At 49.6% G+C, this 21,627-nt stretch carries 19 protein-coding genes, 1 tRNA gene and 1 pseudogene; 11 read left to right on the top strand and 10 right to left on the bottom strand.

What is annotated here, in order from left to right; translation table 11 throughout:
* Nucleotides 1-173 precede the first annotated feature (173 nt).
* The 6 genes and pseudogenes from KDW_RS17410 to KDW_RS35975 all read left to right on the top strand — a co-directional run bounded on the left by KDW_RS17410 (nucleotide 174) and on the right by KDW_RS35975 (nucleotide 2,240).
* Nucleotides 174-551 carry a hypothetical protein gene (locus KDW_RS17410; protein ID WP_151757125.1) on the top strand — a complete coding sequence of 126 codons (378 nt, stop codon included), beginning with the start codon at nucleotides 174-176 and terminating at the stop codon, nucleotides 549-551.
* Nucleotides 552-560: 9 nt separating this feature from the next.
* Entirely contained in the window at nucleotides 561-914 is a 354-nt protein-coding gene (locus KDW_RS17405) for a hypothetical protein (protein ID WP_151757124.1), read from the top strand.
* Between the two features lie 29 nt (nucleotides 915-943).
* Nucleotides 944-1,123: pseudogene (locus tag KDW_RS36520) on the top strand (GAF domain-containing protein); the annotation flags it as partial.
* Nucleotides 1,103-1,537 carry a PAS domain-containing protein gene (locus tag KDW_RS17400; RefSeq protein WP_503826628.1) on the top strand — a complete coding sequence of 145 codons (435 nt, stop codon included), beginning with the start codon at nucleotides 1,103-1,105 and terminating at the stop codon, nucleotides 1,535-1,537. The pseudogene KDW_RS36520 and the gene KDW_RS17400, both read left to right, overlap by 21 nt.
* Before the next feature lie 14 nt (nucleotides 1,538-1,551).
* Nucleotides 1,552-2,082, top strand: a complete 531-nt coding sequence (locus tag KDW_RS17395) for a sensor histidine kinase (protein ID WP_162005323.1) — start codon at nucleotides 1,552-1,554, stop codon at nucleotides 2,080-2,082.
* A complete protein-coding gene (locus KDW_RS35975; protein WP_151757399.1) occupies nucleotides 2,013-2,240 on the top strand; it encodes an ATP-binding protein in 228 nt (75 codons plus the stop codon). Before KDW_RS17395 ends, KDW_RS35975 begins: the two co-directional genes overlap by 70 nt.
* Before the next feature lie 107 nt (nucleotides 2,241-2,347).
* On the opposite strand, the gene KDW_RS31825 is transcribed toward KDW_RS35975, so the two are convergent.
* From KDW_RS31825 to KDW_RS17375, 4 genes are all read right to left on the bottom strand, one after another.
* Nucleotides 2,348-2,503 (bottom strand): hypothetical protein, encoded by a 156-nt coding sequence (locus KDW_RS31825; RefSeq protein WP_162005322.1) that lies wholly within the window; start codon nucleotides 2,501-2,503, stop codon nucleotides 2,348-2,350.
* 17 nt (nucleotides 2,504-2,520) lie between these two features.
* On the bottom strand, nucleotides 2,521-2,865 hold the full coding sequence (locus KDW_RS17385) for a hypothetical protein (RefSeq protein ID WP_151757121.1): 345 nt from the start codon (nucleotides 2,863-2,865) through the stop codon (nucleotides 2,521-2,523).
* 171 nt (nucleotides 2,866-3,036) lie between these two features.
* Nucleotides 3,037-3,684 (bottom strand): protein-L-isoaspartate(D-aspartate) O-methyltransferase, encoded by a 648-nt coding sequence (locus KDW_RS17380; protein WP_151757120.1) that lies wholly within the window; start codon nucleotides 3,682-3,684, stop codon nucleotides 3,037-3,039.
* A 152-nt stretch (nucleotides 3,685-3,836) separates the two neighbouring features.
* Nucleotides 3,837-3,908: transfer RNA gene (locus tag KDW_RS17375), tRNA-Val, on the bottom strand.
* Nucleotides 3,909-4,070: 162 nt separating this feature from the next.
* Between KDW_RS17375 and KDW_RS17370 the strand changes: the two genes are divergently transcribed.
* From KDW_RS17370 to KDW_RS17355, 4 genes are all read left to right on the top strand, one after another.
* Entirely contained in the window at nucleotides 4,071-4,970 is a 900-nt protein-coding gene (locus KDW_RS17370; protein ID WP_151757119.1) for a slipin family protein, read from the top strand.
* Nucleotides 4,971-5,163: 193 nt separating this feature from the next.
* The gene (locus KDW_RS17365) at nucleotides 5,164-5,541 is read left to right on the top strand and encodes a hypothetical protein (RefSeq protein ID WP_151757118.1); all 378 of its coding nucleotides are present in this window, start codon (nucleotides 5,164-5,166) and stop codon (nucleotides 5,539-5,541) included.
* A 5,782-nt stretch (nucleotides 5,542-11,323) separates the two neighbouring features.
* Entirely contained in the window at nucleotides 11,324-12,013 is a 690-nt protein-coding gene (locus KDW_RS17360) for a class I adenylate-forming enzyme family protein (protein WP_151757117.1), read from the top strand.
* Nucleotides 11,914-12,378, top strand: coding sequence for a class I adenylate-forming enzyme family protein (locus KDW_RS17355; RefSeq protein ID WP_151757116.1), 465 nt, complete (start codon nucleotides 11,914-11,916; stop codon nucleotides 12,376-12,378). The genes KDW_RS17360 and KDW_RS17355 overlap by 100 nt, the downstream gene beginning before the upstream one ends.
* Before the next feature lie 64 nt (nucleotides 12,379-12,442).
* Here KDW_RS17355 and KDW_RS17350 read toward each other — a convergent pair whose 3' ends face one another.
* Nucleotides 12,443-13,423: a hypothetical protein gene (locus tag KDW_RS17350; RefSeq protein ID WP_151757115.1), complete on the bottom strand. Its 981-nt coding sequence runs from the start codon at nucleotides 13,421-13,423 to the stop codon at nucleotides 12,443-12,445.
* A 311-nt stretch (nucleotides 13,424-13,734) separates the two neighbouring features.
* On the opposite strand from KDW_RS17350, the gene KDW_RS17345 reads away from it, so the two are divergent.
* Nucleotides 13,735-15,699: a protein kinase domain-containing protein gene (locus KDW_RS17345; RefSeq protein WP_151757114.1), complete on the top strand. Its 1,965-nt coding sequence runs from the start codon at nucleotides 13,735-13,737 to the stop codon at nucleotides 15,697-15,699.
* Between the two features lie 13 nt (nucleotides 15,700-15,712).
* Here the strand turns inward: KDW_RS17345 and KDW_RS17340 are convergent, their stop codons facing one another.
* The 5 genes from KDW_RS17340 to KDW_RS35035 all read right to left on the bottom strand — a co-directional run bounded on the left by KDW_RS17340 (nucleotide 15,713) and on the right by KDW_RS35035 (nucleotide 21,596).
* The gene (locus KDW_RS17340; RefSeq protein WP_151757113.1) at nucleotides 15,713-17,224 is read right to left on the bottom strand and encodes a sensor histidine kinase; all 1,512 of its coding nucleotides are present in this window, start codon (nucleotides 17,222-17,224) and stop codon (nucleotides 15,713-15,715) included.
* Complete coding sequence (locus tag KDW_RS17335; RefSeq protein WP_151757112.1) at nucleotides 17,221-17,898, bottom strand: response regulator transcription factor; 678 nt, start codon at nucleotides 17,896-17,898, stop codon at nucleotides 17,221-17,223. Before KDW_RS17335 ends, KDW_RS17340 begins: the two co-directional genes overlap by 4 nt.
* A 128-nt stretch (nucleotides 17,899-18,026) precedes the next feature.
* Nucleotides 18,027-20,216, bottom strand: coding sequence for an amylo-alpha-1,6-glucosidase (locus KDW_RS17330; protein ID WP_198925305.1), 2,190 nt, complete (start codon nucleotides 20,214-20,216; stop codon nucleotides 18,027-18,029).
* Between the two features lie 214 nt (nucleotides 20,217-20,430).
* A complete protein-coding gene (locus tag KDW_RS35040) occupies nucleotides 20,431-21,090 on the bottom strand; it encodes an aminotransferase class I/II-fold pyridoxal phosphate-dependent enzyme (RefSeq protein WP_198925356.1) in 660 nt (219 codons plus the stop codon).
* The gene (locus tag KDW_RS35035) at nucleotides 21,024-21,596 is read right to left on the bottom strand and encodes an aminotransferase class I/II-fold pyridoxal phosphate-dependent enzyme (protein WP_198925304.1); all 573 of its coding nucleotides are present in this window, start codon (nucleotides 21,594-21,596) and stop codon (nucleotides 21,024-21,026) included. The genes KDW_RS35040 and KDW_RS35035 overlap by 67 nt, the downstream gene beginning before the upstream one ends.
* Nucleotides 21,597-21,627: the final 31 nt, after the last annotated feature.

Here is a 21,627-nt window from a genome sequence, read left to right as displayed (position 1 = left end):
AACAGTAACATATCTGACGTTTTTATTAGAAGTGACAATTTAAATATACAAGAGTAGATAAACTATAGTGATTAATCGCAATATCGTTGTAGGTACTATCCACTTACAATATATAGGTGACTATGCTATAATAAACATCGAAGCACATTAGCAACAAGCGAAGGGAGGAAACAGTGTTACCCATACATGACAACTCCTCTTCCGTCTCCCGTGAGCAAGTTACAGAGGCGTACCTGAAGGCCATTGGGTTGATTGATGAGCGAGTCGCCCCCTATTTAGGGAAAGCTACTACTCGTGTTCTCGTGCAAAGTGCCGCTAAACGTATCAAAGATACGTATCCATTTCTTAGCTGTTTAGTTAATCGTCCTTATACAGATCTTATTCCATCCGTTATCCATGAACAACTCAGTGGCATTACTGCATATGAACTGGCACAAGGGCTCAGTGCCCTGTTAGATGAGTGTTTTGCTGGATTGCGTGAACTGACCGGTGATCTCATCGGTCCACCCCTTCATGAAGAAGTAACGCATCAATTACAACATTTGCAGTAAGGGGGCCGCATGGAGAGCAGTGTTCAATCTGAGTCACATACTACGGATATCTCCTGCCGCTCTCCAAATGGACCGAGTGCGGACCGCTTAAGCGCGCTTAAACGGGAAATGGAATATCTCAATACCATCGGGAAACAGTTCGTGGCTGCCCTGGATCGTTTTCAGGTTCACCGTGCCCTGCTGGCAGCATTGCAAGATCTCTATAGTTTCTCAGCTTGTTGTATTCTCCTGACCGGCGATCCTTTTGACCTCTTTATCATTCCCTGCTACCCACTCAATGCCTCCTTTTTAGAATCCATGATTCAACGTATTGCCAGCGCATCTAATGCGCTGAATTTTCCCAACCTCACCCCGAGCAATTAGCCCGGAGCGCCTACTTTGATGCACCCGATGAACTCGCCCAGCGCCGTGGTGCTGGTGAGATCTCCAGTACTACCATTGGTTCCTGCTTAAATATTCCTCTGACAGTAGAGAACCGGATCATTGGTATGCTCAGTCTCTTTGATGAGAAGGTGGGAACATTTGACGAAGAGTTACTCCAGCTAACCACCATGATTGCAGACTATGCCGCGGTCGCGCTGGATAATGTGCGCTTACGCGAACGGGAAAACGCACTCTGGCGTGAGGCGGAACTTGAACGGATGCGCCTGGAGTTAATTATTGGTAGCATGGCTGAGGGTCTGGTGATTACCGACGCCAGGGGAGCTATTACGTCACTGAACAAATCAGCCGAACAAATGTTAATCCAGACCCAGACAGAGTTCACTCCGGGCGTGCCAATACAAACACTGGCCGCTGCCAGTGAAGGACCATCCTGGCTCCCACGACTGGCAGATATTATTACGCAAGCACTCAGTGGTCAGACGGTGAAAAATCAGGAATTGGTAGCCGGCAAAGAGGATGTACGCGTTCCACTCACACTCAATATCAGTGCGGCCCCCTGCGCGATGCAAGCGAACATGCAGGTAAGCCAGTCGGAGTTGTAGCCGTCGTTAATGATGTGACATCCAGCAAACAGGTAGAAAAATTAAAGGATGATTTTGTCTCTGTTGTCTCACATGAATTGCGCACACCCCTTACCGCAATCAAGGGCTACACCCAGCATCTCGTGCGGCGTATCGAACGGCGACTCCATAAACTGCGTAGTAGCGAGAATCCCGCCAACGACTTGCCAGAAAACCAGGATTTACGCAGCCTGAGCATTATCCAGAGCCAGACGGAACACCTGGAACGGCTGGTCAATGATCTATTGGATCTTTCACAGGTGCAATGGGGACAGATACACCTGCACTATGAAACCTTCGAGCTAGCAGCGGTGCTGACCGACCTGGTGCGTTCGATACAGGCCAGCGCTGAACAGCATCTCCTGACATTAGAAATCGCGGTGCAAGACGCTAAAGTAGTAGCTGACCGGGCCCGCATTGAGCAAGTCATCGGCAATGTTCTGGACAATGCCGTCAAATATTCGCCGCATGGGGTCAGGTTATCGTTAAACTGCAAGTACAAAGCAACAGTTATCACATCAGCGTAAAGGACCAGGGGATCGGGGTCAATCCCGAACATTTTGATCATATCTTTGAACGCTTCTACCGCATTCAAAATACGGCCAGCCAGCACTATGCAGGCATCGGGCTCGGGCTCTATGTGGCGAAAGCCATTATAGATCGTCATGGGGACAAATCTGGTTAGAAAACAATCAAGGCACAGGGTGTACATTTCACGTAACGCTACCAGTTGTCCCACCCAACCATCAACAATCAGAAACACCAGAGTTGCAGGATGCTCCCTCCCCCCCATTAAGAGAGAAGCTGTAGCAATTCAGCTGGATTTGAGCCAAATTGCGTGCGTAAATATGAGAGGCCAAACGGGGTAAAGTGAATCTGCGACCAGTTAGCGCGCAACAATTGGATGGTTCGCAGAATACGCGCTTCGCCCCAGAGCGGATAACACATATCCTGCAATGCTCGTATCAGGTCGGGATACCTGTAAAGAGCAGGCCACAAATCATCACGAGCACTTTGAGGAACGTACTCGGAAAAACGACCGGGCTCAAAGCGGTAAAGAGTCCGATAAAGAGGACGCTACCAGAGACCACCGCAGGCACAAAAACATCAAGCCAGATATAAAGTGGAGAAGGTTCGCGTAACGCCATAAAAGTCAGCCCAAAGGGGCCAACAGCCCAACCAATCAGGGGCTCACGGCGCCAGAGTAATACAAGGACATGCGTTAATTCACAGAGGATAATCCAGATCACAAGGAACAAGACCAGGTTCAATGTATTTGTGATAGAGATTCCAGCTAAAAAATCTGGCATGCAAATTTTCCTCCACAGCAACAACTGGCTTCCTGAGAACACATTATATTCTTTATTATAAAGCAACAGTTGTTGATCACGCAATTGAACAACCCAAATAGATTAGATATTCTCAATACTGCGTGTTTTGTCTACCCACGCCTACTGGGCGTACACTTTGTGTGCATGAGATTATTCCCGGCGCCAACCCTCTTCGCCAATCAAAGGAACAAAAACACAGCGGCCCAGAGAGTAGGTTTTGGTCCCTTCAGACAGGCGCTGTACAACCTGAAGTTCTTGCTGGCTCTGGTCGCCAACTGGTACGACCAGGAGTCCGCCCGGTGACAGCTGGTTGATAAGCTGATCAGGAATATAGGGAGCAGCAGCCGTGACCAGAATACGGTCAAAAGGCGCTTCCTCATTCCAACCAATCGACCCATCACCGACAATTAAAGAGACATTTTCAATACCAAGCTGGCCGAGACGCCGGGATGCCTGCACTGCAAGTTCCTCGTGACGCTCAATACTGTAAACGAACTCAGAGAGGCGCGCTAAAATTGCCGTCTGGTAACCTGAGCCAGTACCAATCTCTAAAACACGCTCACGACCAGATAATTGGAGCGCCTGAGTCATGATAGCGACCATCTGAGGCTGAGAAATGGTCTGACCTAAAACCAGAGGTAAGGCCTGGTTGGCATATGCCAGTTCCTGGAAGGATTGATCCACAAATAGTTCACGTGGGATAGTAGCAAGAGCATGGAGGACACGTTCATCATGAATACCAGTTTGTTGGAGTCGGGCAATCAATTGTTGGCGTTGGGAAGAGAAATCTTTCGTCATGCAAATCCAATGTAGCCACTGTTGACTCAATAATACATCAGGAATAGAGGGAACAAATGAACAACTCTAACAGTGGGATACTCGTATAAAACAGTACACTATTGAAAAGCAATTGAACAATATAAGGTGGGAAGAACTTCAGGAGATTAGGGTGGGCGCTACTGGGTTCGAACCAGTGACCTCTTCGGTGTGAACGAAGCGCTCTCCCACTGAGCTAAGCGCCCTAATTACTGACGGAGATAACTATACCACCAGATGCATCAGGTTGTCAAGCGCTTTTTGAGCGTAACGTTTAGTACCATAGCGTTTTGATTTGACAGTCGGATTACCGTCTCTCATTATAGATGTATGGTGTTCATTGCATCTCGTTTTAAAGGAGATACTGTATGTGGTTAATCATAGGTATTATTATTGTGGCGCTCATCTTGCTCTTCTTTGTCTTCCCCGGTCTACGGGTCGTGCAGCAGTATGAACGCGGCGTGATCTTCATTTTAGGAAGCTTACAAGGTGCCAAAGGACCTGGAATTTTCTGGGTGCCCCCGATGATTACACGGATGGTGAAGGTTGATCTGCGTATCGTGACGATGCAGGTTCCTCCACAGGAAATCATTACACGTGATAACGTTACCATTCGCGTCACGGCGGTTGTATATTTCCATGTGGTAAATCCTGAGGCGTCTGTCACGAATGTCGTCAACTTTATTGACGCCACCATGCAAATTGGACAGACAACATTGCGTAATGTGCTGGGTCAATTTGAGATGGATGAACTGCTGGCACACCGCGATCGCATCAACCAGAGCCTGCAAACCATCATTGATGAATATACCGAGCGCTGGGGCGTGAAAGTCACGGCGGTTGAGGTCAAGGATATCGAACTGCCAGCTACCATGCAACGTGCGATGGCCAAGCAGGCTGAAGCAGAGCGCGAGAAACGCGCCAAGATCATCCATGCTGAAGGTGAGTTGCAGGCATCCACACAACTGGCTCAGGCCGCCAGCATAATCGGCTCACAATCCAGTGCCCTACAACTGCGCTATCTGCAGACACTGACAGAGATCTCAGTCGAGAAAAACTCAACCATCATTTTCCCACTGCCAATGGATATTATCGAACCATTCCTGAAATCCCTGCCCAAACAGACCGAAGAAAATCGTGAACGGCCCGGCACACGGCCCGTTGCCGAAAATCCTGAACGCCCAACACCACAAAATGTCTATGTCGATCAAACAACTGCTCGACCAGTACGACAAGAAATGATGAAAGAAAAGGAAAATAGAACATGAAGAAGTTAGTCGCCAAATGGATTGTTACCGCCGTGGTGCTACCTGCAGTGGTCATGATCTTACAGAAGAGCATCTTTGAACAAATCGATAAACATTTGTAAAAAACGCTCGCATTTGCCATGAGAAGTGGGCCGCCGTATGATATACTGAGGAGCGTAGTTCTAATACACGTTCTTCAGGAGAGACCATACCTATGGACGAACAAACTTTAAGTTCCACGGCGGAACCTACGGAAAATATGCCTTCTCAGAAGACAAGCGTACAACCAGCTGCAGCCTCAGCGGAGAGAGCCGACAGTGAAAAGCGGCAGGTCTATGGTACAGCGAAAACTGAAAACTTACGCGACTCAGGACTCTGGCGCATTCTGCTGCCAGCTGTAGTGATCCTCAGCTGTGTTGCATTGCTGGTTATACCTTTAATTATTCTGATTCCGTTGCTTTACAACTCTATCCAGGCCTGGAGCACCAATGATGTCAAAGAACCTCAGCTCATCTGGTTGTGGGTGACGATGATTGTGGTAGAGGTTGGTCTATTTATACTCATTGCACGAGGTATCCTTAAAGTTTTCTGAACAGGCAGGCATTAAATCAGCACTAACGCTCAATGCCTGATACTTGAGATGGGGGGCGGGAGGGCGCTACTTTCCCTGCTCCCGATCAACGTCTCTTAGCAAACTGATAGACACTGGGCAATGCCGACCAACTCCACTTCAACCACACGTGCCTTAGAGAGAGCAACCAGGAATTCATACTCTATTTGCACTTAACCGCAGCTATCACCCCTTAAAGTTTTTCTGACCCGCTGTCTCGCACTTCTGCTCACGAGCTACTATTTACAGGAGCTAGTAAAACTTGTTTTCTTTGTCTGCAATGGCCTATGATACTTGATAGATGTGAGTTGGCGCGTGACGGCCAGCGCTAACTTTTCCTGCCTCCGAGATACCACTATCTCCACTAAAATCGCGGTCCACCTGCGATTGCTTCGATAGCAACGACTAAGACACTGGCAATGCGACTCTTGAGCAAACTCGGATTGTGCAATATTCAGCCAATAAGAAAGCATTGAGCGAGGGAGTTCGAGAAATGCGCACACCGACCTCATATAGACTGGGCTACAACCTATGAGCGAAATATATTTACGCTCGCACAAGGACTTGATGACGGCCATGACAGGTCGCGAAATTTAGCCACTATGGATTTGCGACGACCATTCGCGGCCGAGGACTCTCTCCTACTCGGCACCGTTGAGGCAGCGGGACTGTCTCGATTTTATCTGGCGATCTGCTGCACATTGCATTCATTCCACCACATGATCACGCTAGCGGTCTGGAAACTCGTCAAAAGCAATAATGGGATAATCAATCAATGCACACGTAGTTGGCGACCAGACAGGAGATGGTGAAATAGTGAGAGTCGTGCTAACAGAATACAGCAAGAGCGAGGATATGGAGGTGGACGCACAATCACTGTCCCAGAGAGAAAATTATCTACTGTTGCAAGCTCCTCGGCGCCTGAACCGAGTCGTCTGAGTTCCACACACCCTGGCGGGAGGCAGGAACGTTGAATTTCAGCGTCTCATGTCGATCCTCCTACACTATAGGCGCAATCAATAATTGAGTAACCCGGTCTTTGTGCGCGAGATATAGCTGCAATGGCGATCTGTCATCTCGTAGTGCCTATGTGTGTTTCTCAGCACCATCAGGGCCCTCGTGCGTAGCCATAAGAAGTCTCGAGTCCGCACATGCAAAGTAAAGAGACAGATTTGGTCACCTATACTAAGACACCAGTCGAAAGGTGTTCGACAACTGTGGATAGCTAGACATAGTAAATAATCGTATTCAACATTCTGGTCGCATATCTTTATTAGAATTAAACGCGTGCACTAATCTTGTTCCGAGCTGAGCATGCGTCGCTAGCTGGCATCCGGAATACAATGGCGCTGCCAATGATAAAGCTTGACAGCACTTGCCGCCCAGGATGAGGTCTTCAGTAGGCTTTTTGCACAGTATGTCATAATACTCCATCAGAGCTTATACATTTTGAGAGTACCGACGCCGCTGCAAGTCTGCAATATGACAACGCACAGGAACAACGGTCTGTTCTGTTCGCTGTAATAAGCTTTTAAGAGAGTACAAATAAGGATCAATAAGAGAGACATGCTATCTTCGATCACCAATCATCATGCATTGACGGTCTATCACTCAATATGCAGTTCGGTAAGGTGGTTCCTACACGCTTATGTCTTGGTATTGTATGCATTTTCGCACGATTATCAATTAGCTAAATATTAATGAGCAAGATTAAACTTTCGAAATGGATTATCCGAAAATATGATCATAATCAACTGATCTCTGAGATATATCGTGCAGCTCAAATAGCTGGTCGTTTCAGTGCTGCATCCTTTCACATCCGGCTTACCTCGCGGCAAAGTTCCGCTCCTCTACGATAAACATCCCTTTATTGATTAGAAGTCAGTAAGTATATATACTGATTATTCAGGATTGTTTTACCAGTCCCCGACAGGAAAGATAACATGCAGTTGAATTAGCTCATTTATGCATGCCCGAAGGCCAGGGCACATAGCCGTACCTCAACTTCAGGCGGGCCGTGAAGCATGGAGGAACAATACTGTCCGTATAGGAAAGATATCTAGTCCGGGCAGTTATCGCACGCGAGACAATATGTGATTATAGAGCGAGTAATGAAGACTCGCCGCGTCCTATTCTAGACGGTAGTATTCAAACCGTAATACAAACTGGATTGAGCAAACAGACTGACGAAGCGAATATACATTTGAATGGAGATGAAATAAGCTCGATTATAGTATAATCCAGAACAGATCAATTGCACCCATCCTCACAGTCAATCATCAGAACACGCAGGCAAAAAGTCGAGTGTCCAATAGATTGTTTTGGTCATTGCCACTGCGCTTTTGTCTTAACCTGGAAGCATAGAAAGTAATGTACCAGGAGAAGCTCCCATGTCAGATTTTCGATGCCAGTCTCCTGTCCATGCTTGGCTCGCGTGTGGCGGCATGTCGATATATACACACTACAGATCACACACGCTCAGAAAGAGTGACCTGTATCCACGAGCTCTCATCGGTTCCACGTGTCTCGCAATTCTGATCAGAGATTCTAGAAAGAGGGAGAGTAGGCACTCTAAACAGCTACACGCTCGAGGCGCGTCGAGTGGCTGACGATAGGAATTCTCGTGATAGCTACTCAATCCACGGGCGGACGTATAACCGTAGTACGCCACCTCACCTATCCTCAACGACGCATAGAAAGAGTAGAGCCTGTTCAAGCCACAAGAAGCGTTGCAGTGCCGATGCCTCTCCGTGGTTCGATTACTGCAATACCTTTAAACTCACGCGGCGGCCACTCTGAAGTCCGTACGATATATCGGCTTACTTTGCGAGGCCACATCCAGCACTATTACGACCATGTTCCGTCATCAACTGAAAAGAAAACCGCCCTAACACGCCACGCAGCGTTAACTGCTTGAGCGTCACTAGTGAGCTTAGTAGCAAGCCATATCTGCAGGCCAACAAGAAGATACCCAGTATTAAAAGAACGCATCCCATATCGCAGTGGGCTCCGGCCAGAGAATCCATTCGCGGTTTCGACGAGTACTCTTTCACGCGGCGTACGTCTACATAGTTATCCGCATTTGTACTGGAGCTTCCGCCTGAAAAGCCAGAAAATGGCATGCTAGCTAAATCCATCCAAGCGGTATGTACCGCGGAGGATCTTGCCAGAGTGGCGCAGACCTGCACGACAGCTAATTGCGTCTTCCCCATCACTCATAGTAAGCGCGCAGAAGTTAGCTAAATTCTTTCTCATTGACGCGGCTACTGAGTATAAGTGAGAAGATCTGCTCCGGCTTCCGAGGCACTGGGGATGGAAACTAGCTTAATCAACACGCCGGCACAGGAATGATCGTTTTTGCCACAACCCCAGGTGAACAAGGCAAATATGTCTCCTCACTTCGTTACAACATAGCCGAGCCCAACAAACACAGCGTCTAGCAATGGTTGGCAGCCTCATACGGGAAACCAGAGACGAGACACGCCGCTCATAGGAACATCATGAATCACCGTGGACGCCTCCATTGTGGAACGGGCCGAGTCCCTTACAAATCGGACTTGCCTGATTTCTGTAATGTCTCAACATAAGCACTGAGCCCGGCATAATACGCTAAGCGGGCACTCTCAGAGGTTCTGTATTTGAGCACCGACGGGCGCGGCTCAGCCTCTTTTTTGACCACAGGTTATCCTATATTGGCTTTGATTGTTCATTGCTGATGTCATCAACCGGCAAGTATCTTAATCTCGCCGTGGAACCAGCCAGAGTATCAGCAAGGCGGGGAGAGACGCTAACTCCAGGAACGCAACGCTCATCACCACAAAAATGGAGCCCGATGTCAGTCTCCCAGCAAGCACTTGATTTGCTTGAAACACTATCGCAGCGCTGTAGCTGCTCCAGAGCCAGTGAGAGTGTCACTCACACCAGATCCTCTCACCATACTGACGCAAATACGGTCAACACTGGCAATACCAGCTTATGTCTGCAAGCCCAACAGTGATGGACGCACACAAACCATCCTGCAGTCAGCCATGGTGGTGCAATACGTTAATAGTAACAGGCAGAGCAGGAATCATTAATAATCAGGCCTTTAAACAACTTATATGGTGGCAAGCAACGCAATGCAGGGCCCGAGACACCGGTCAGGTCAACATAGGTAAGGGGAATAGAAACAAAAGATTGCTCAAGAAACCAGAAAAATTTCATCCTGCTGGGTAACCCAGATAGACCCGGGAGCGGAACGATGAAGATCCGCTTCTACTCGCCTTACTGTCCCCGGTGTATGGACTGAGCTCATCGCACAGCACCGGTGCACCCTCAGGCAGCGACTATACAGTCATGACAAATGTGTAGGTGCAGGAAATATGCTCGTCATCAACATGATTGGGATCGCCCACCAGTAGTAGCTACAGTTGATAGCTCAATCAGTAATTCAACAATAGAACGTGCGATTCACCGCTCATGCTATAATATATCACTCCAGCGTCTCTATAGTCGAGTTCCTAGATGGTCTAGTCCACGGGCTTGTCCAACTATCACTTTTGGTCCCGCCTTACGGCCTTCCGCGATTTCCACCCGGGGCGATAAAAGGAGCAGTATGTGAGGGAGTATCAGGCGAGAACTTAAAACACTTACGGAGTCAGCTCCGGCAAGGAGTGCGAGGCCGCACCATTTGACATTTCACCCCTTGCCACAGCGAAGAGAAATTTCGAGAAGACCGGGGATTGAGTATTAGCCTGCAAAGTCTTGACCTTCCCAGAAATAACTGAAGAGTATGCCTAATCTATGATCAAGCAACAGATCATGGCTCTAATACAAGCTTAGCGTCGCATAAGATGGCCGTACACAGAAGATAGGACACCACACTGTATCTGGTAGAGGGACAATTTGTCTTGAAACTCACTAGTTGACAAGTTCGTGACAGAAAGGACGCTGGCAAATGTCGAAAAAATGGTTTGACCCCTGAACTATTTTCGCCCACCAATGGATTCCTGATGTTCCCTACTGATCATTGTCTTCGTAGCTTAGTATCGATGTCATCGTAATCAGAGTGCAACTGGCCTATTCTGTCTATCTTAACGCTAGCTGAAAGTCCTTATTCTGTATTTCGCAAAGATCCACTCAAATAGTCAAACCACCATGATATATCGCGCCTCTACTATTGGATCTTAAAATCGAATTAGGTCCTGGCGCTCTATTATGTGAGATATTCCTTCTCTGTCTCTGTCACCTACCAATCTTAAACCGGCCCGGAGAATATTATCAATCTGGTTGGATTTGATTCTGAGCTAGGCTTTCTCGTCGCTTGACACTGATTGTCATATCCTGGATTTAGAGCGCAGATCAGTTCTTTGCGTATTGTGGTCAGCAAATCCTCTCTTGATATTCGAGAATCCTTAGTACAATCAGCAAAGCACAGATCAACGATCACAGCGCGTCCAACCACCATCTGGAAGGCCAAAGGTATCCTGGTCAGAGCGATCTCTTGCCGATGGTCACTGCTATCTGCGCTTTTCACCAATAACTGAGTTTTCCAAACTAAAAACATATCGTCGTCACTAGAGGGCAAGAAACAACCTTGTACCAACTATTTTAAAACTATTTTATAAACAGTATAGTAGGTAAGGGGACTGCGTGGATAAGCCAAAAGGATCTATTTTAATATCTATTTACCTTGACTGCGCCCAAATCCTCTTTTTGCCAGGAAAGAGCGCTTCACTTGATTCTACCAATGTTGATAAAGTAGTCAGCGGCCGATGATCTCAGGATGCGTTGGCGCTGCCATATTTCATCCGGGACGACAGGCTTGCCCAAAGGTACGATGCTCTCGCACCGCAATCTGGTCAGCAATAATCTACAGTTTAACTCATGTCTGGGCATCACCATCACCGATGTAGCACTCCTCTTCCTGCCTTTCTACCATATCTATGGAGTCATGCTCACCGGTAGCTTCCTGGCCTGCGGTGGCACACAGGTCATGATGGAACGCTTCGACTTAATGAAGTCCCTGGAACTCTGTGAGAAGCACAAGGTCACCTACTATTTTGCGGTCCCGCCAATTATCATCGGCATGGCAAATGCCCCCGTCGATCTCGGCAAAATGGCTACCGTCAAATTTATCTTCTCGGGTGCTGCCCCGATGCCGGTTGATCCGGCGCGCAGGCTCCAGGAAAAGATTCCTGGCCACATTGTGCAAGGCTATGGTCTGACCGAAGCCTCACCTCTCACCCACTCACAACCACGCGACCCCGAATTAATCCGACTCGGCAGTATCGGCTTACCGATCCATAATACCGAGTGCAAGATTGTGGATATCGAGACCGGAACACAGGAGGTAGCACCGGAGAACAGGGGGAATTGCTGGTACGCGGTCCCCAGGTTATGCAAGGCTACTGGCATGCTCCTGAAGAGACCAAAAACGCCTTACGCGATGGCTGGCTACATACTGGAGATATAGCCTACGTCGAAGAAGACGGATACACGTATATCGTGGATCGCAAGAAAGAGATGATCAAATATCACGGCTTCGGCGTAGCCCCGGCCGAGATTGAGGCCTTGCTGCTTGAACATCCAGCCATCATTGATACTGCAGTGATTGGAGTTCCTGATGATGAAGCGGGCGAGTTGATCAAAGGTATCGTGGTCCAGCGGCCAGGCACAACGGTCACCGAAGAGGAGATCTTAACCTTTGCCAATGGCAAATTAGCTGGCTATAAACGCATACACTTTATTGAGTTCATCAATGCAATCCCCAAAACCGCTTCCGGCAAGATCCTGCGCCGTGAACTGGCAGCACGCGAGAAAGAACGCAAACAGAACTAAATCATTCAATCCATAAAAAAAAGAGGGCGTCTGTAGTAGACGTCCTCTTTGCATGTACAGAAGATTACAGGCCGCCGACAAACAGGCCGCGCGACATGATTTCACCAGCCAGCGAACACACAACTACCAGATAAAGCATCCCGGTAGCGGACTGGAAGGAGCGGTCACGGATCAATTTCCAGGACAAGCCACCCAGGACCAGAGGCATGACATAGCCAACCAGGACGCGGATCCAGCCGATGGCATCTGTTCCCAGTGGTGTGACAACCGGGGCATTGGCTGGCTTGACCTGATTGGAAGGAACCGGTGTGGCCTGTGCCGCCACAGGAGGAGGCGTAATAGGATGCGCCTTACCAGCATCACTGGCATTGCCACCGGCCACGATGAAGAGGAGGACCTGGGCCGCGACCGCGACCAGAACCAGCGTCGTCGAGAACTGTAAAGGCCGCTCAGAAAGGGCTGGCGTCACCAGGTACCAGTGTCCAAGCCACATAGCAGTCAGGACACCACCCAGCGCAAAGGCCGCCGCAAAGAAGCCAGCCACCGTAATGATGCCACCAATCTCACTACCAGCCATAGGCCGATAAATCATCGCCATCACAAACAGCGTCACCAGGCCTGCAACCACTGTCGCAACGCCACTGAGCAAGCGCAAAACACGGACAGGCGAATTCTTACGCACAACTGGTTGCTCAGTTACCGCCTCGTTATCTTTCAATGTAGCATCCTGTACGCCCGCCGTTTTGTCCAGTAACAAAAAGAAGCTATAAGGAATGAGCAAGAGGAAAAAAAGCAAAAGAGGCAGCGACAGATAGCCAGTCCAGGCCTTATCCAGTTTTGCGTAGGTATTAAGCAATTCTGGTGTCGAAAAACTCTGCTGAAACCAATAAGTTAAGCCCGCCAGGACCAGGTAAATCAGAGCGTACGAGACCAGAAAACCACGCTTGACCTCGTTACGCCAATCAAGAAAAACCAGGACGCTTACTGCGCCGATAGAGACCTCGGCCATCACTATAAAGAGAACTAACGGTAACGTTTGTAGCATGATATCCTTTTATCCTTTGAGTGCGTCGATCAGTGTCTGAAATATGAAATCGTTTATAACTATCCAGATTATAGCGCTGTCTTTGCCTATCGACAACTTCTCTTACATAAAAATTCGCGCTCACTCGTCCAGCATTCAACTGGTAAACATGTATCGCAGGCGCGAAACATCCCACAAAATTTACGTAGCCACTAAAACAATAAAATGAACTCATTTATATTGACAGATGCACGCCATTCATCTACACTTAGGGGGCACACGCTCCTGGCAACCTGCCAGAGCAACTGGATAAGATCATTGAGAGAAAAAGCATGCCGTCTTGCCTGAATCCCCGCTGCCAGACTGTCTATACACCCGGAACAACACAATGTACGAATCCGTTTTGTCGCTGCCTGTTGCCAGAGGCGCTGGTGGCTGGCCGCTATCGTATTGAGACGCTGATCGGTATGGGCGGCATGGGGGTCGTATATCGGACGAGCGATACGTTTGAAGGCCAACAGGTTGCACTGAAAGTGCTGACCCTGGCCACCAACAAGACAGATCTTGTTATTGCTATCGAGCGTTTCCGTCGCGAGGCACGTTATGCCCATCAGTTGCAACATCCCAATATTGTACCGGTCCTGAATTTTGGGCAGGATGGTCAATTACTGTATGTAACTATGCCATTGATTACTGGCGGCACGCTGAAAATGCTGCTGAAACCAGAGCAGCCACTCCCTCTTGAGATGGCCCGGCGTTATACCGGTGAATTAGGCGCAGCCATTGATGCGATCCATCATCATCCACAACAGATCGTACACCGTGATATCAAACCATCCAATTTATTGATTCATCAGGATGATCAACGCTTAATGGTAGCGGACTTTGGTATTGCACGAGCAATGCAGCAGGACAAACCGCTCACACAGCGTGGCTGGTCACTTGGAACTGAACATTATATCGCCCCCGAACAAGAACAGGGCAATCCAGAACCAGCCAGCGATATCTATGCAATGGGAGTGGTGACGTATCAAATGTTTACTGGCTTGCTCCCATTCCAGGCCGTCATCAAGCAGCATACCAGTGGCCTTCCCCACCCAAGTGAGCTCAATTCGGCCTTACCAGTAGCCGCTGATGATGTCATTCTTAAAGCCATTGACACTGATCCCACCCGGCGCTTTCAGAGTGGACAAGCCTTTACAGATGCACTGAATGCAGCGCTGAACAACCAGGGGATCTGGGCGGAAGAAACCATAGCGGTCAGTAATCCCGTCCCTCTAGATATGGCCGCTACTTTGATCGCCACAGGAGATGACAACGCAATCGTGCGTATGATCATTCCAGAAAATCCCTGTGCTAAATGTGGTCGGGAAAACCGCCAGGTCTCGCGCTTCTGTCGCCACTGCGGCCATAGTCTGAGTGACACATCTCCACTGGTCCATGAGGTTTGCCAGGTAGGATACATCAGTGATAGTGGGCGCAATGCGACCAGCAATGAAGATATGCTGCTGATCGTGCAGGGATTGTGCATAAACCTGGAACCTCCACCACGTCCATTCGGACTGTTTGCAGTCGCCGATGGTCTACGGAATCCAACCAACAAACTGGCCAAAGGCCATGAGTCCAGTCGACTGGCAGTAGAGACGCTGGCAGATATCCTGTTACCCTTATTGAGTACCCCGCTGGTTGGTACGACCCGGCATAATTACAGTACTCCTGCCGGCAACAAGCAGATCAGTCGCTCGCTGCAACGACCAACCCCGCCCGGCGAGGCCATCCTGGAACAATGGATCCGGGATGCGGTCAGACAGGCAAATCAGGTCATCTATCACTGCAATGCCGACTATGAGGCGACCATGGCCAGTACGCTGACGATGGCCCTGATGTATAAGCGACACTTATATGTTGCCAGCGTGGGAGATAGCCGCGCCTATCATTATAATGACAAACAAGGCTTGCGCTGTATTACGCGCGACCATACACTGGCAGCCAATCTGGTCGAAGCCAATCTGCTCCATCCTGACGATGTGGCGAAAAGCCCAAAACGCAACCAGCATTATCGCTATCTAGGCCAGAACTACACCATACCAATTGATATATTTCAATTTAAGGTAGAGGCAGGCGACCTCGTCCTGCTCTGTACGGATGGACTCTGGCATATGCTGCCCGATGAGCGTATCCACCAATTTCTGGCGCAAGAAGAAGATCCACAAAAACTCGCCATAACTATGGTAGAAGCCGCCAATACAGCCGGGGGCGAAGGCAATGTCAGCGCCATCGTGATACGCGTGCAATAATGTTTAGCTGGCACTATATCTGAGCAGCGAGACAGGGCAGAATTACAGTAAAGATAGAACCATTCCCGAGCTCGCTCTGCACTTCAACTGAACCTCTATGTGCGCGCACGACCCATTCCACAATCGAGAGCCCCAGGCCACTGCCACCTGCCGCTCGGGAGCGGGCAGGATCAGCGCGGTAGAAGCGCTCAAAAATATGCTCGATATCTCTGGGCTCGATCCCCATACCAGTATCCGCAACATGCAGATAGGCCTGCGTATCACGCACTTCAACCGAGAGGGTTACCTTCCCACCAGCGTTCGTATAATTCAAAGCATTATCGACCAGACCCATAATAACCTGGATCAGGCGGGCCGCATCTCCCGCCACAGTGGCCGGAGTCAACCGACGTACCTGGAGAGCAATCGCCCGTTCCCGGGCCAGGGGCTCCAGACTATCCAGCACATCCAGCGCCAGCAGATCCAAACGCACCGGCTCACAATCCAGTTTGAGCTGTCCCTCATCGGCGCGGGCCAGCACGAGCAAATCATTGAGGAGATGGCCAAGGTGTTCGGACTCAGCGTTGACTTCAGCGAGCACATGCTTATATTCGTCGGCCTGAGCAGGCTGCGCCAGGGCTACCTCGGTCAGATTACGAATCACCGCAACCGGCGTCCGCAGTTCATGTGAAGCATCCGCGACCAGGCGGCGTTGTTGAATAAAAGCACGCTCCAAGCGTGCAACCATCTGATTAAAAATGATTGATAAATCGCGAACCTCATCTCTGGCCGCAGGAATCAGAACACGCTGATGGAGACCGGTGGCGGTAATTTCGCGAGCAGTCCTGGTTAAGAGATAGATTGAGCGAAAGGCACGGCCAGATAGCCAGTAACTACCAAGCGAGCAGATCGCCAGAGCCAGCAGCATCAAGAGGAAAAGGATCAGTACAATATGATCCAACGAGCGATATAAAGGATCCAGCGATTGGCCAACCTGTACAATCCCAATGATCGTCCGACCATCAACCAGCATGGTGCTATACACACGCATTGTCCGGTCATGGCCCGCTGCAAGGGTCGCACGCCAGGGCTGTCCGGCCAGTGGTAACATCACACTGGTCCGAGGGATTGCCAGCGCGCGCGAGGTACCAGTCGCGTAGATCTCACGGCCACTCTTATCCAATACACGCACCAGAACCATGTCGCGATGCGCAGTCTTGCAATAAATCTTATGTGGATTCGATGTATATTTAGCGTTGTCATAATTGTTATATGGCTCAATCAGAGCGGCAGGAGCGTCCATTTCAGGGGCATCGGGATCTATATCATCGACAAATAATTTTCCTCCCTCCACACCCACACTCTCTGCGACTTGCTGGGCCCGCTGTTGCAGAGCGGCATCGAAACTGTTGAAGAGGATACTCTGGAGGGTCGTATAAAAAGCGATACAGAAGATAAGCATGAGGACAACCGACACGGTTGTGTACCAGAGGGTTAATTGCAAACGCAATCCTGGTGGAGCAAGAGAGTGCAAACGTTTGATCATAGCGGCGGCTCCTTTAGCTGATAGCCTGCTCCACGAACCGTAACGATCACATCTGGTTCATTTTGTTCGCACAACTTCCGGCGCAGATAACGAATGTAGACATCAATCACATTTGAAAGATGCTCGGTATCGCTATCCCACACATGCTCAGCTATCATGGTCCGACTTAACACCTGATGAGGATGACGCATAAAGAATTCAAGTAGCGAGTATTCTTTACTCCCCAATGCAATCAAGCGATCGCCCCGATACACATCATGGGTACGGGTATCCAGTTTGATATCCATAAATTGTAAAACAGGGGTTCTGGTCGGTCCTTTACGTCGCAACAATGCCCGCACCCGCGCCTCCAATTCACTGAAGGCAAAGGGTTTGACCAGATAATCATCCGCCCCCAGGTCGAGACCTTTGACGCGATGATCCACCTCACCGAGCGCTGTTAACAACAGGATCGGCATCACACGTCCCTTCTCACGTAAGCGTTTGCAGACTTCAAAACCATTCAGGCCAGGTAGCAAGATATCCAACACCAGCAGATCATAGGCCGTTGCCAGGGCCGCCAGAAAGGCATCCTCGCCATTGGAGATCAAATCAACGGCATAGTGATTGCCTTCCAGGCCTTTTTTTAAACTGGGACCCAGACGTGGATCATCCTCAACAACCAGGATCCGCATATCCCCTCCTCATTGGTGTTTATCCGCAAAAAAATGCAGTGCATTGATTGTTGTCCTACGACTCCAGTAGAAAACACAACCAATGCAACACATGTAGTCTAGCGTCTTTTCATGAGAAGAGGATGAAATTACACCTGGTAATCCCGCTGATCACGAATAAAGAGCCAGCAGCGTAGCACTTCCGCGACACTCCAGGCCTGAGCGAAACAACCACCATTGATAAAAGGAGGCTCTGGCTCAGCTAATTCACTGATTGTGCCCAGACAGGTTTCCCATAACTGCTGCACAAATGGCTCAAGTAAAGGAATCAGCGCCGCCGGATCATTATGAAGTTGGAGGTGGACATCAACATATGGACCAATCAACCATTGCCACACAGCCCCCTGATGATAAGCGCCATCACGCTGCTCACGACTTCCCGCAAAATGGTTTTGATAGGCAGGATCCTGCGGACTCAGTGAGCGCAGGCCAACCGGAGTAAAAAGTTGCTCAGTCACCCGCTGAAACAGACTTTCCACCTGTTGTTCAGACAATAGATCCCGGGTCAATGAGGCCGCAAACAATTGATTGGGGCGTAGCGAAGCATCGTTTTGTCCAGCCACCCCGGCCACATCAACCACATCATAGAGATAGCCACCATCCGCATACCAGAAGCGCGTAGCAAAGTGCTGGCGCACCAGGGTACGCAAATGTCCATACTGGGCCGCATCAGTCGACAAACGCACCGCCCAACCTTCCATCGCGGTCAGCGCATAATACCAGAGTGCATTAATCTCGACTGGCTTCCCAAAACGTGGTGTCACCACCCAATCCCCAACCTTGGCATCCATCCATGTTAATTGTACTCCTGGCACCCCAGCCTTTAACAAACCGTCAGCAGGATCCATCTGTATACCATAATCGGTTCCATTGACATGCCACTGAATAATTTCACATAAGGTAGGAAATAATTCTTTCAGTAAAGACCAGTCGCCCGTGGTCGTAAGATAGTAATCCAGTGCTCGAAACATCCACAAGGTGGCATCAACGGTATTATAAATAGGCGCGAAACCATCATCAGGGAAACGGTTGGGGATCAAGCCATTGTGAACAAAGGAAGCAAAGGCTTTGAGCAGACCACGTGCCTCACTGTAGCGTCCCGTGCATAATAGTAGTCCCGGCAAAGAGATCATACTATCGCGCCCCCAATCAGTGAACCAGGGGTAGCCCGCAATAATGGTCTTGCGATCGGGCGCGAGCCGCAACATCTGCTGATCCTCATCGGGATGCGTATAATCGGGACGCGCCACAATAAATTGATCGGCCGCCAGTACCAGGCGCGCAAACATGGGATCCTGCTCAGACAGAGAAGCACTGGAGCGATCGGCCACATTCAGCAATTGTTGTATGCGTCGTCGATGGCGCAGCAGAGCCTGGGCCGCTAATTCTTCATGACGCGCACCACCATAGCCCAACGAAGTACAGGTAGTCTCGTTCTCTGCAGTCAGGACCAGGGTGGCTGGCATGCCCGGGACCAACTGCAACTGAAACGTGCCCGGTTGATACACATCTTCCTGATCAGGCAGACCACGTTCATGGTCGCGACGATGCCAGAGATGCCAGTACCAGAAGCCGCCAGAAGTAAAGGTCGCCGCCGGGGCTGCGATAAGATGGTAGGCAGGAGCCCCATCATAAGCCTGAATACGACAACGATTGCCAGTGTTTTCCACCTGAAACTGCCAGTTCACCGAGCCCACCGTCGTCGCATGATAGTCTCGTGAAAGACAAAATGGCGAAATTTCCAGCGTCAATGAAGCAGGCACAAACGGATCTTTCCCGTTGCCAGTCTGCTCACTATGCTCATCAAAAGCACCGTGTAACACATATTGAACATAGGTCGTATTTTGTCCATACTCCATCCAGATACGCTTTTCCAGGGTCAGCGTCTCCGAAAGCGTATAGAAAAAGCAAGGAATATCACCATCCAGCGAAACAGATTGTAAATGTGTGTACCCTTGCGGCGTAATGGTACCGGTTGCATATTCATTCACCCCCAGGGCTATTTTCTCCCCGGTAGGAAGAAGCGCAACCTCATCAACTTTTGCCACCAGTACAGTCCGTTGGACTGGCGGATGCAGGGCTGCGACAAGCAAGCCATGATAACAACGCGTCGTTGCGCCGACAAGAGAACCTGAGGCATAACCGCCCAAGCCATTCGTGACAAGCCACTCACGATCAAGTCCAGATCGAATATCCTGGTCCAGTTCAACGGGTATCCGCATATGCCAGGGATTCGGCTGCGCACAATAAGGTGTAGATGCATCTTGCTTCAGGACCATAATAATCTATATCCTCTTACCATTAAGCTTACGCAATAAACTGGCACAATTCATAACAAGCACAGGAAGCGGAGAAACGTTCCACAAACATTGACTGCAACACAGGTATGCTGTTAAATCAAGCAAACACAATTCGCTGGTGGAAGCGCAGCCATACAGTGAGCGCTTGATGCTACAGGCACCTGATAAGAGGTGCCTGCATATGTGCTCTCTATTATTCTACACGGAGAACTGTACTCATTCGTTGTAGTGCTGTACGTAAGCGCTCTTCAGGTTCTGTTATGGAGATGCGGACATAGCCTTCTCCACCGGACCCAAAGTTAGTACCGGGCGTGAGGAGAACACCCGTCTGATCAAAAAGCCAGTCAGCAAAATTTTTTGAGGTAGAGCCTGCAGGAATGTGGGCCCAGACATAGAGGCCGGCGCGTGTCTTTTCAGCGCGCATACCAAGGGCATTCAGGCCACTAAACAGAATATCACGCCGTCGCTGGTAGAGCGCATTGCGTTCAGCCAGCCAGGACGGTGGGAGACGTAAGGCTTCAATGGCCGCATATTGAATTGGACGGAAAATGCCGCTATCAATATTACTCTTCAAGCGACCCACGGCATCGACCAGTTCAGGATTGCCCACCAGCATGCCTATGCGAAAGCCAGCCATATTATAGGTCTTGCTGAGTGAGTGTAGTTCGACCGCCACGTCACGAGCACCGGGTATCTGTAAGATACTCATAGGGCGAAAATCGTCAAAATAGACCTCGGCATAGGCCATATCATGAATAATCACGATATCGTGTCGGCGCGCAAAATCTACGGCCCGCTCAAAAAAGGCACCATCGGCACAAGCCGCAGTAGGATTATTGGATAGTTGAGCCAGAGCACGCGTGCTCTGGCTACCACCTCGGCCGGAATCTTATCCAGGTCCGGGAGATAGTGATTTTCTTCATTCAATGGCAAGAGATATGGTTCAGCCCCTGGCGTTGTCGTCCCTGAAATATAGACAGGATAATATGGATCTGGCACCAGAGCGATATCGCCAGCATCCAACACGGCCGTGGCAGCATAAGCCAGGCCTTCCTTGGAGCCTAACAATGGCAAGATATCGTGTTCTGGCGTTAGCTGTACACCAAAGCGCTGTGCGAACCATTCAGCAATCGCCTCATGGAGCACACGCATCCCACGGTATTCTGGATAGTGATGATTCTGCACATCCTGCAAGGAAGTACAGAGCCGCTCAATCACAGACTCAGGTGCCGGCAGATCTGGATCTCCCATTGAAAGGGAGATCACATCCACGCCAGCAGCCTGGCGATCCAGAATCCGCTGTTTGGCATTGGCAAAATGATACGGCGGTAAATTAGCAATCAGTTTCGACAAACGCATGGGTAAAATTCCTCCTCCATGTACCAACAAG

It is taken from the genome of Dictyobacter vulcani, assembly GCF_008974265.1.
Taxonomy (GTDB): Bacteria; Chloroflexota; Ktedonobacteria; order Ktedonobacterales; family Ktedonobacteraceae; genus Dictyobacter; species Dictyobacter vulcani.
This window is presented reverse-complemented; position numbering and strand designations above follow the sequence as displayed.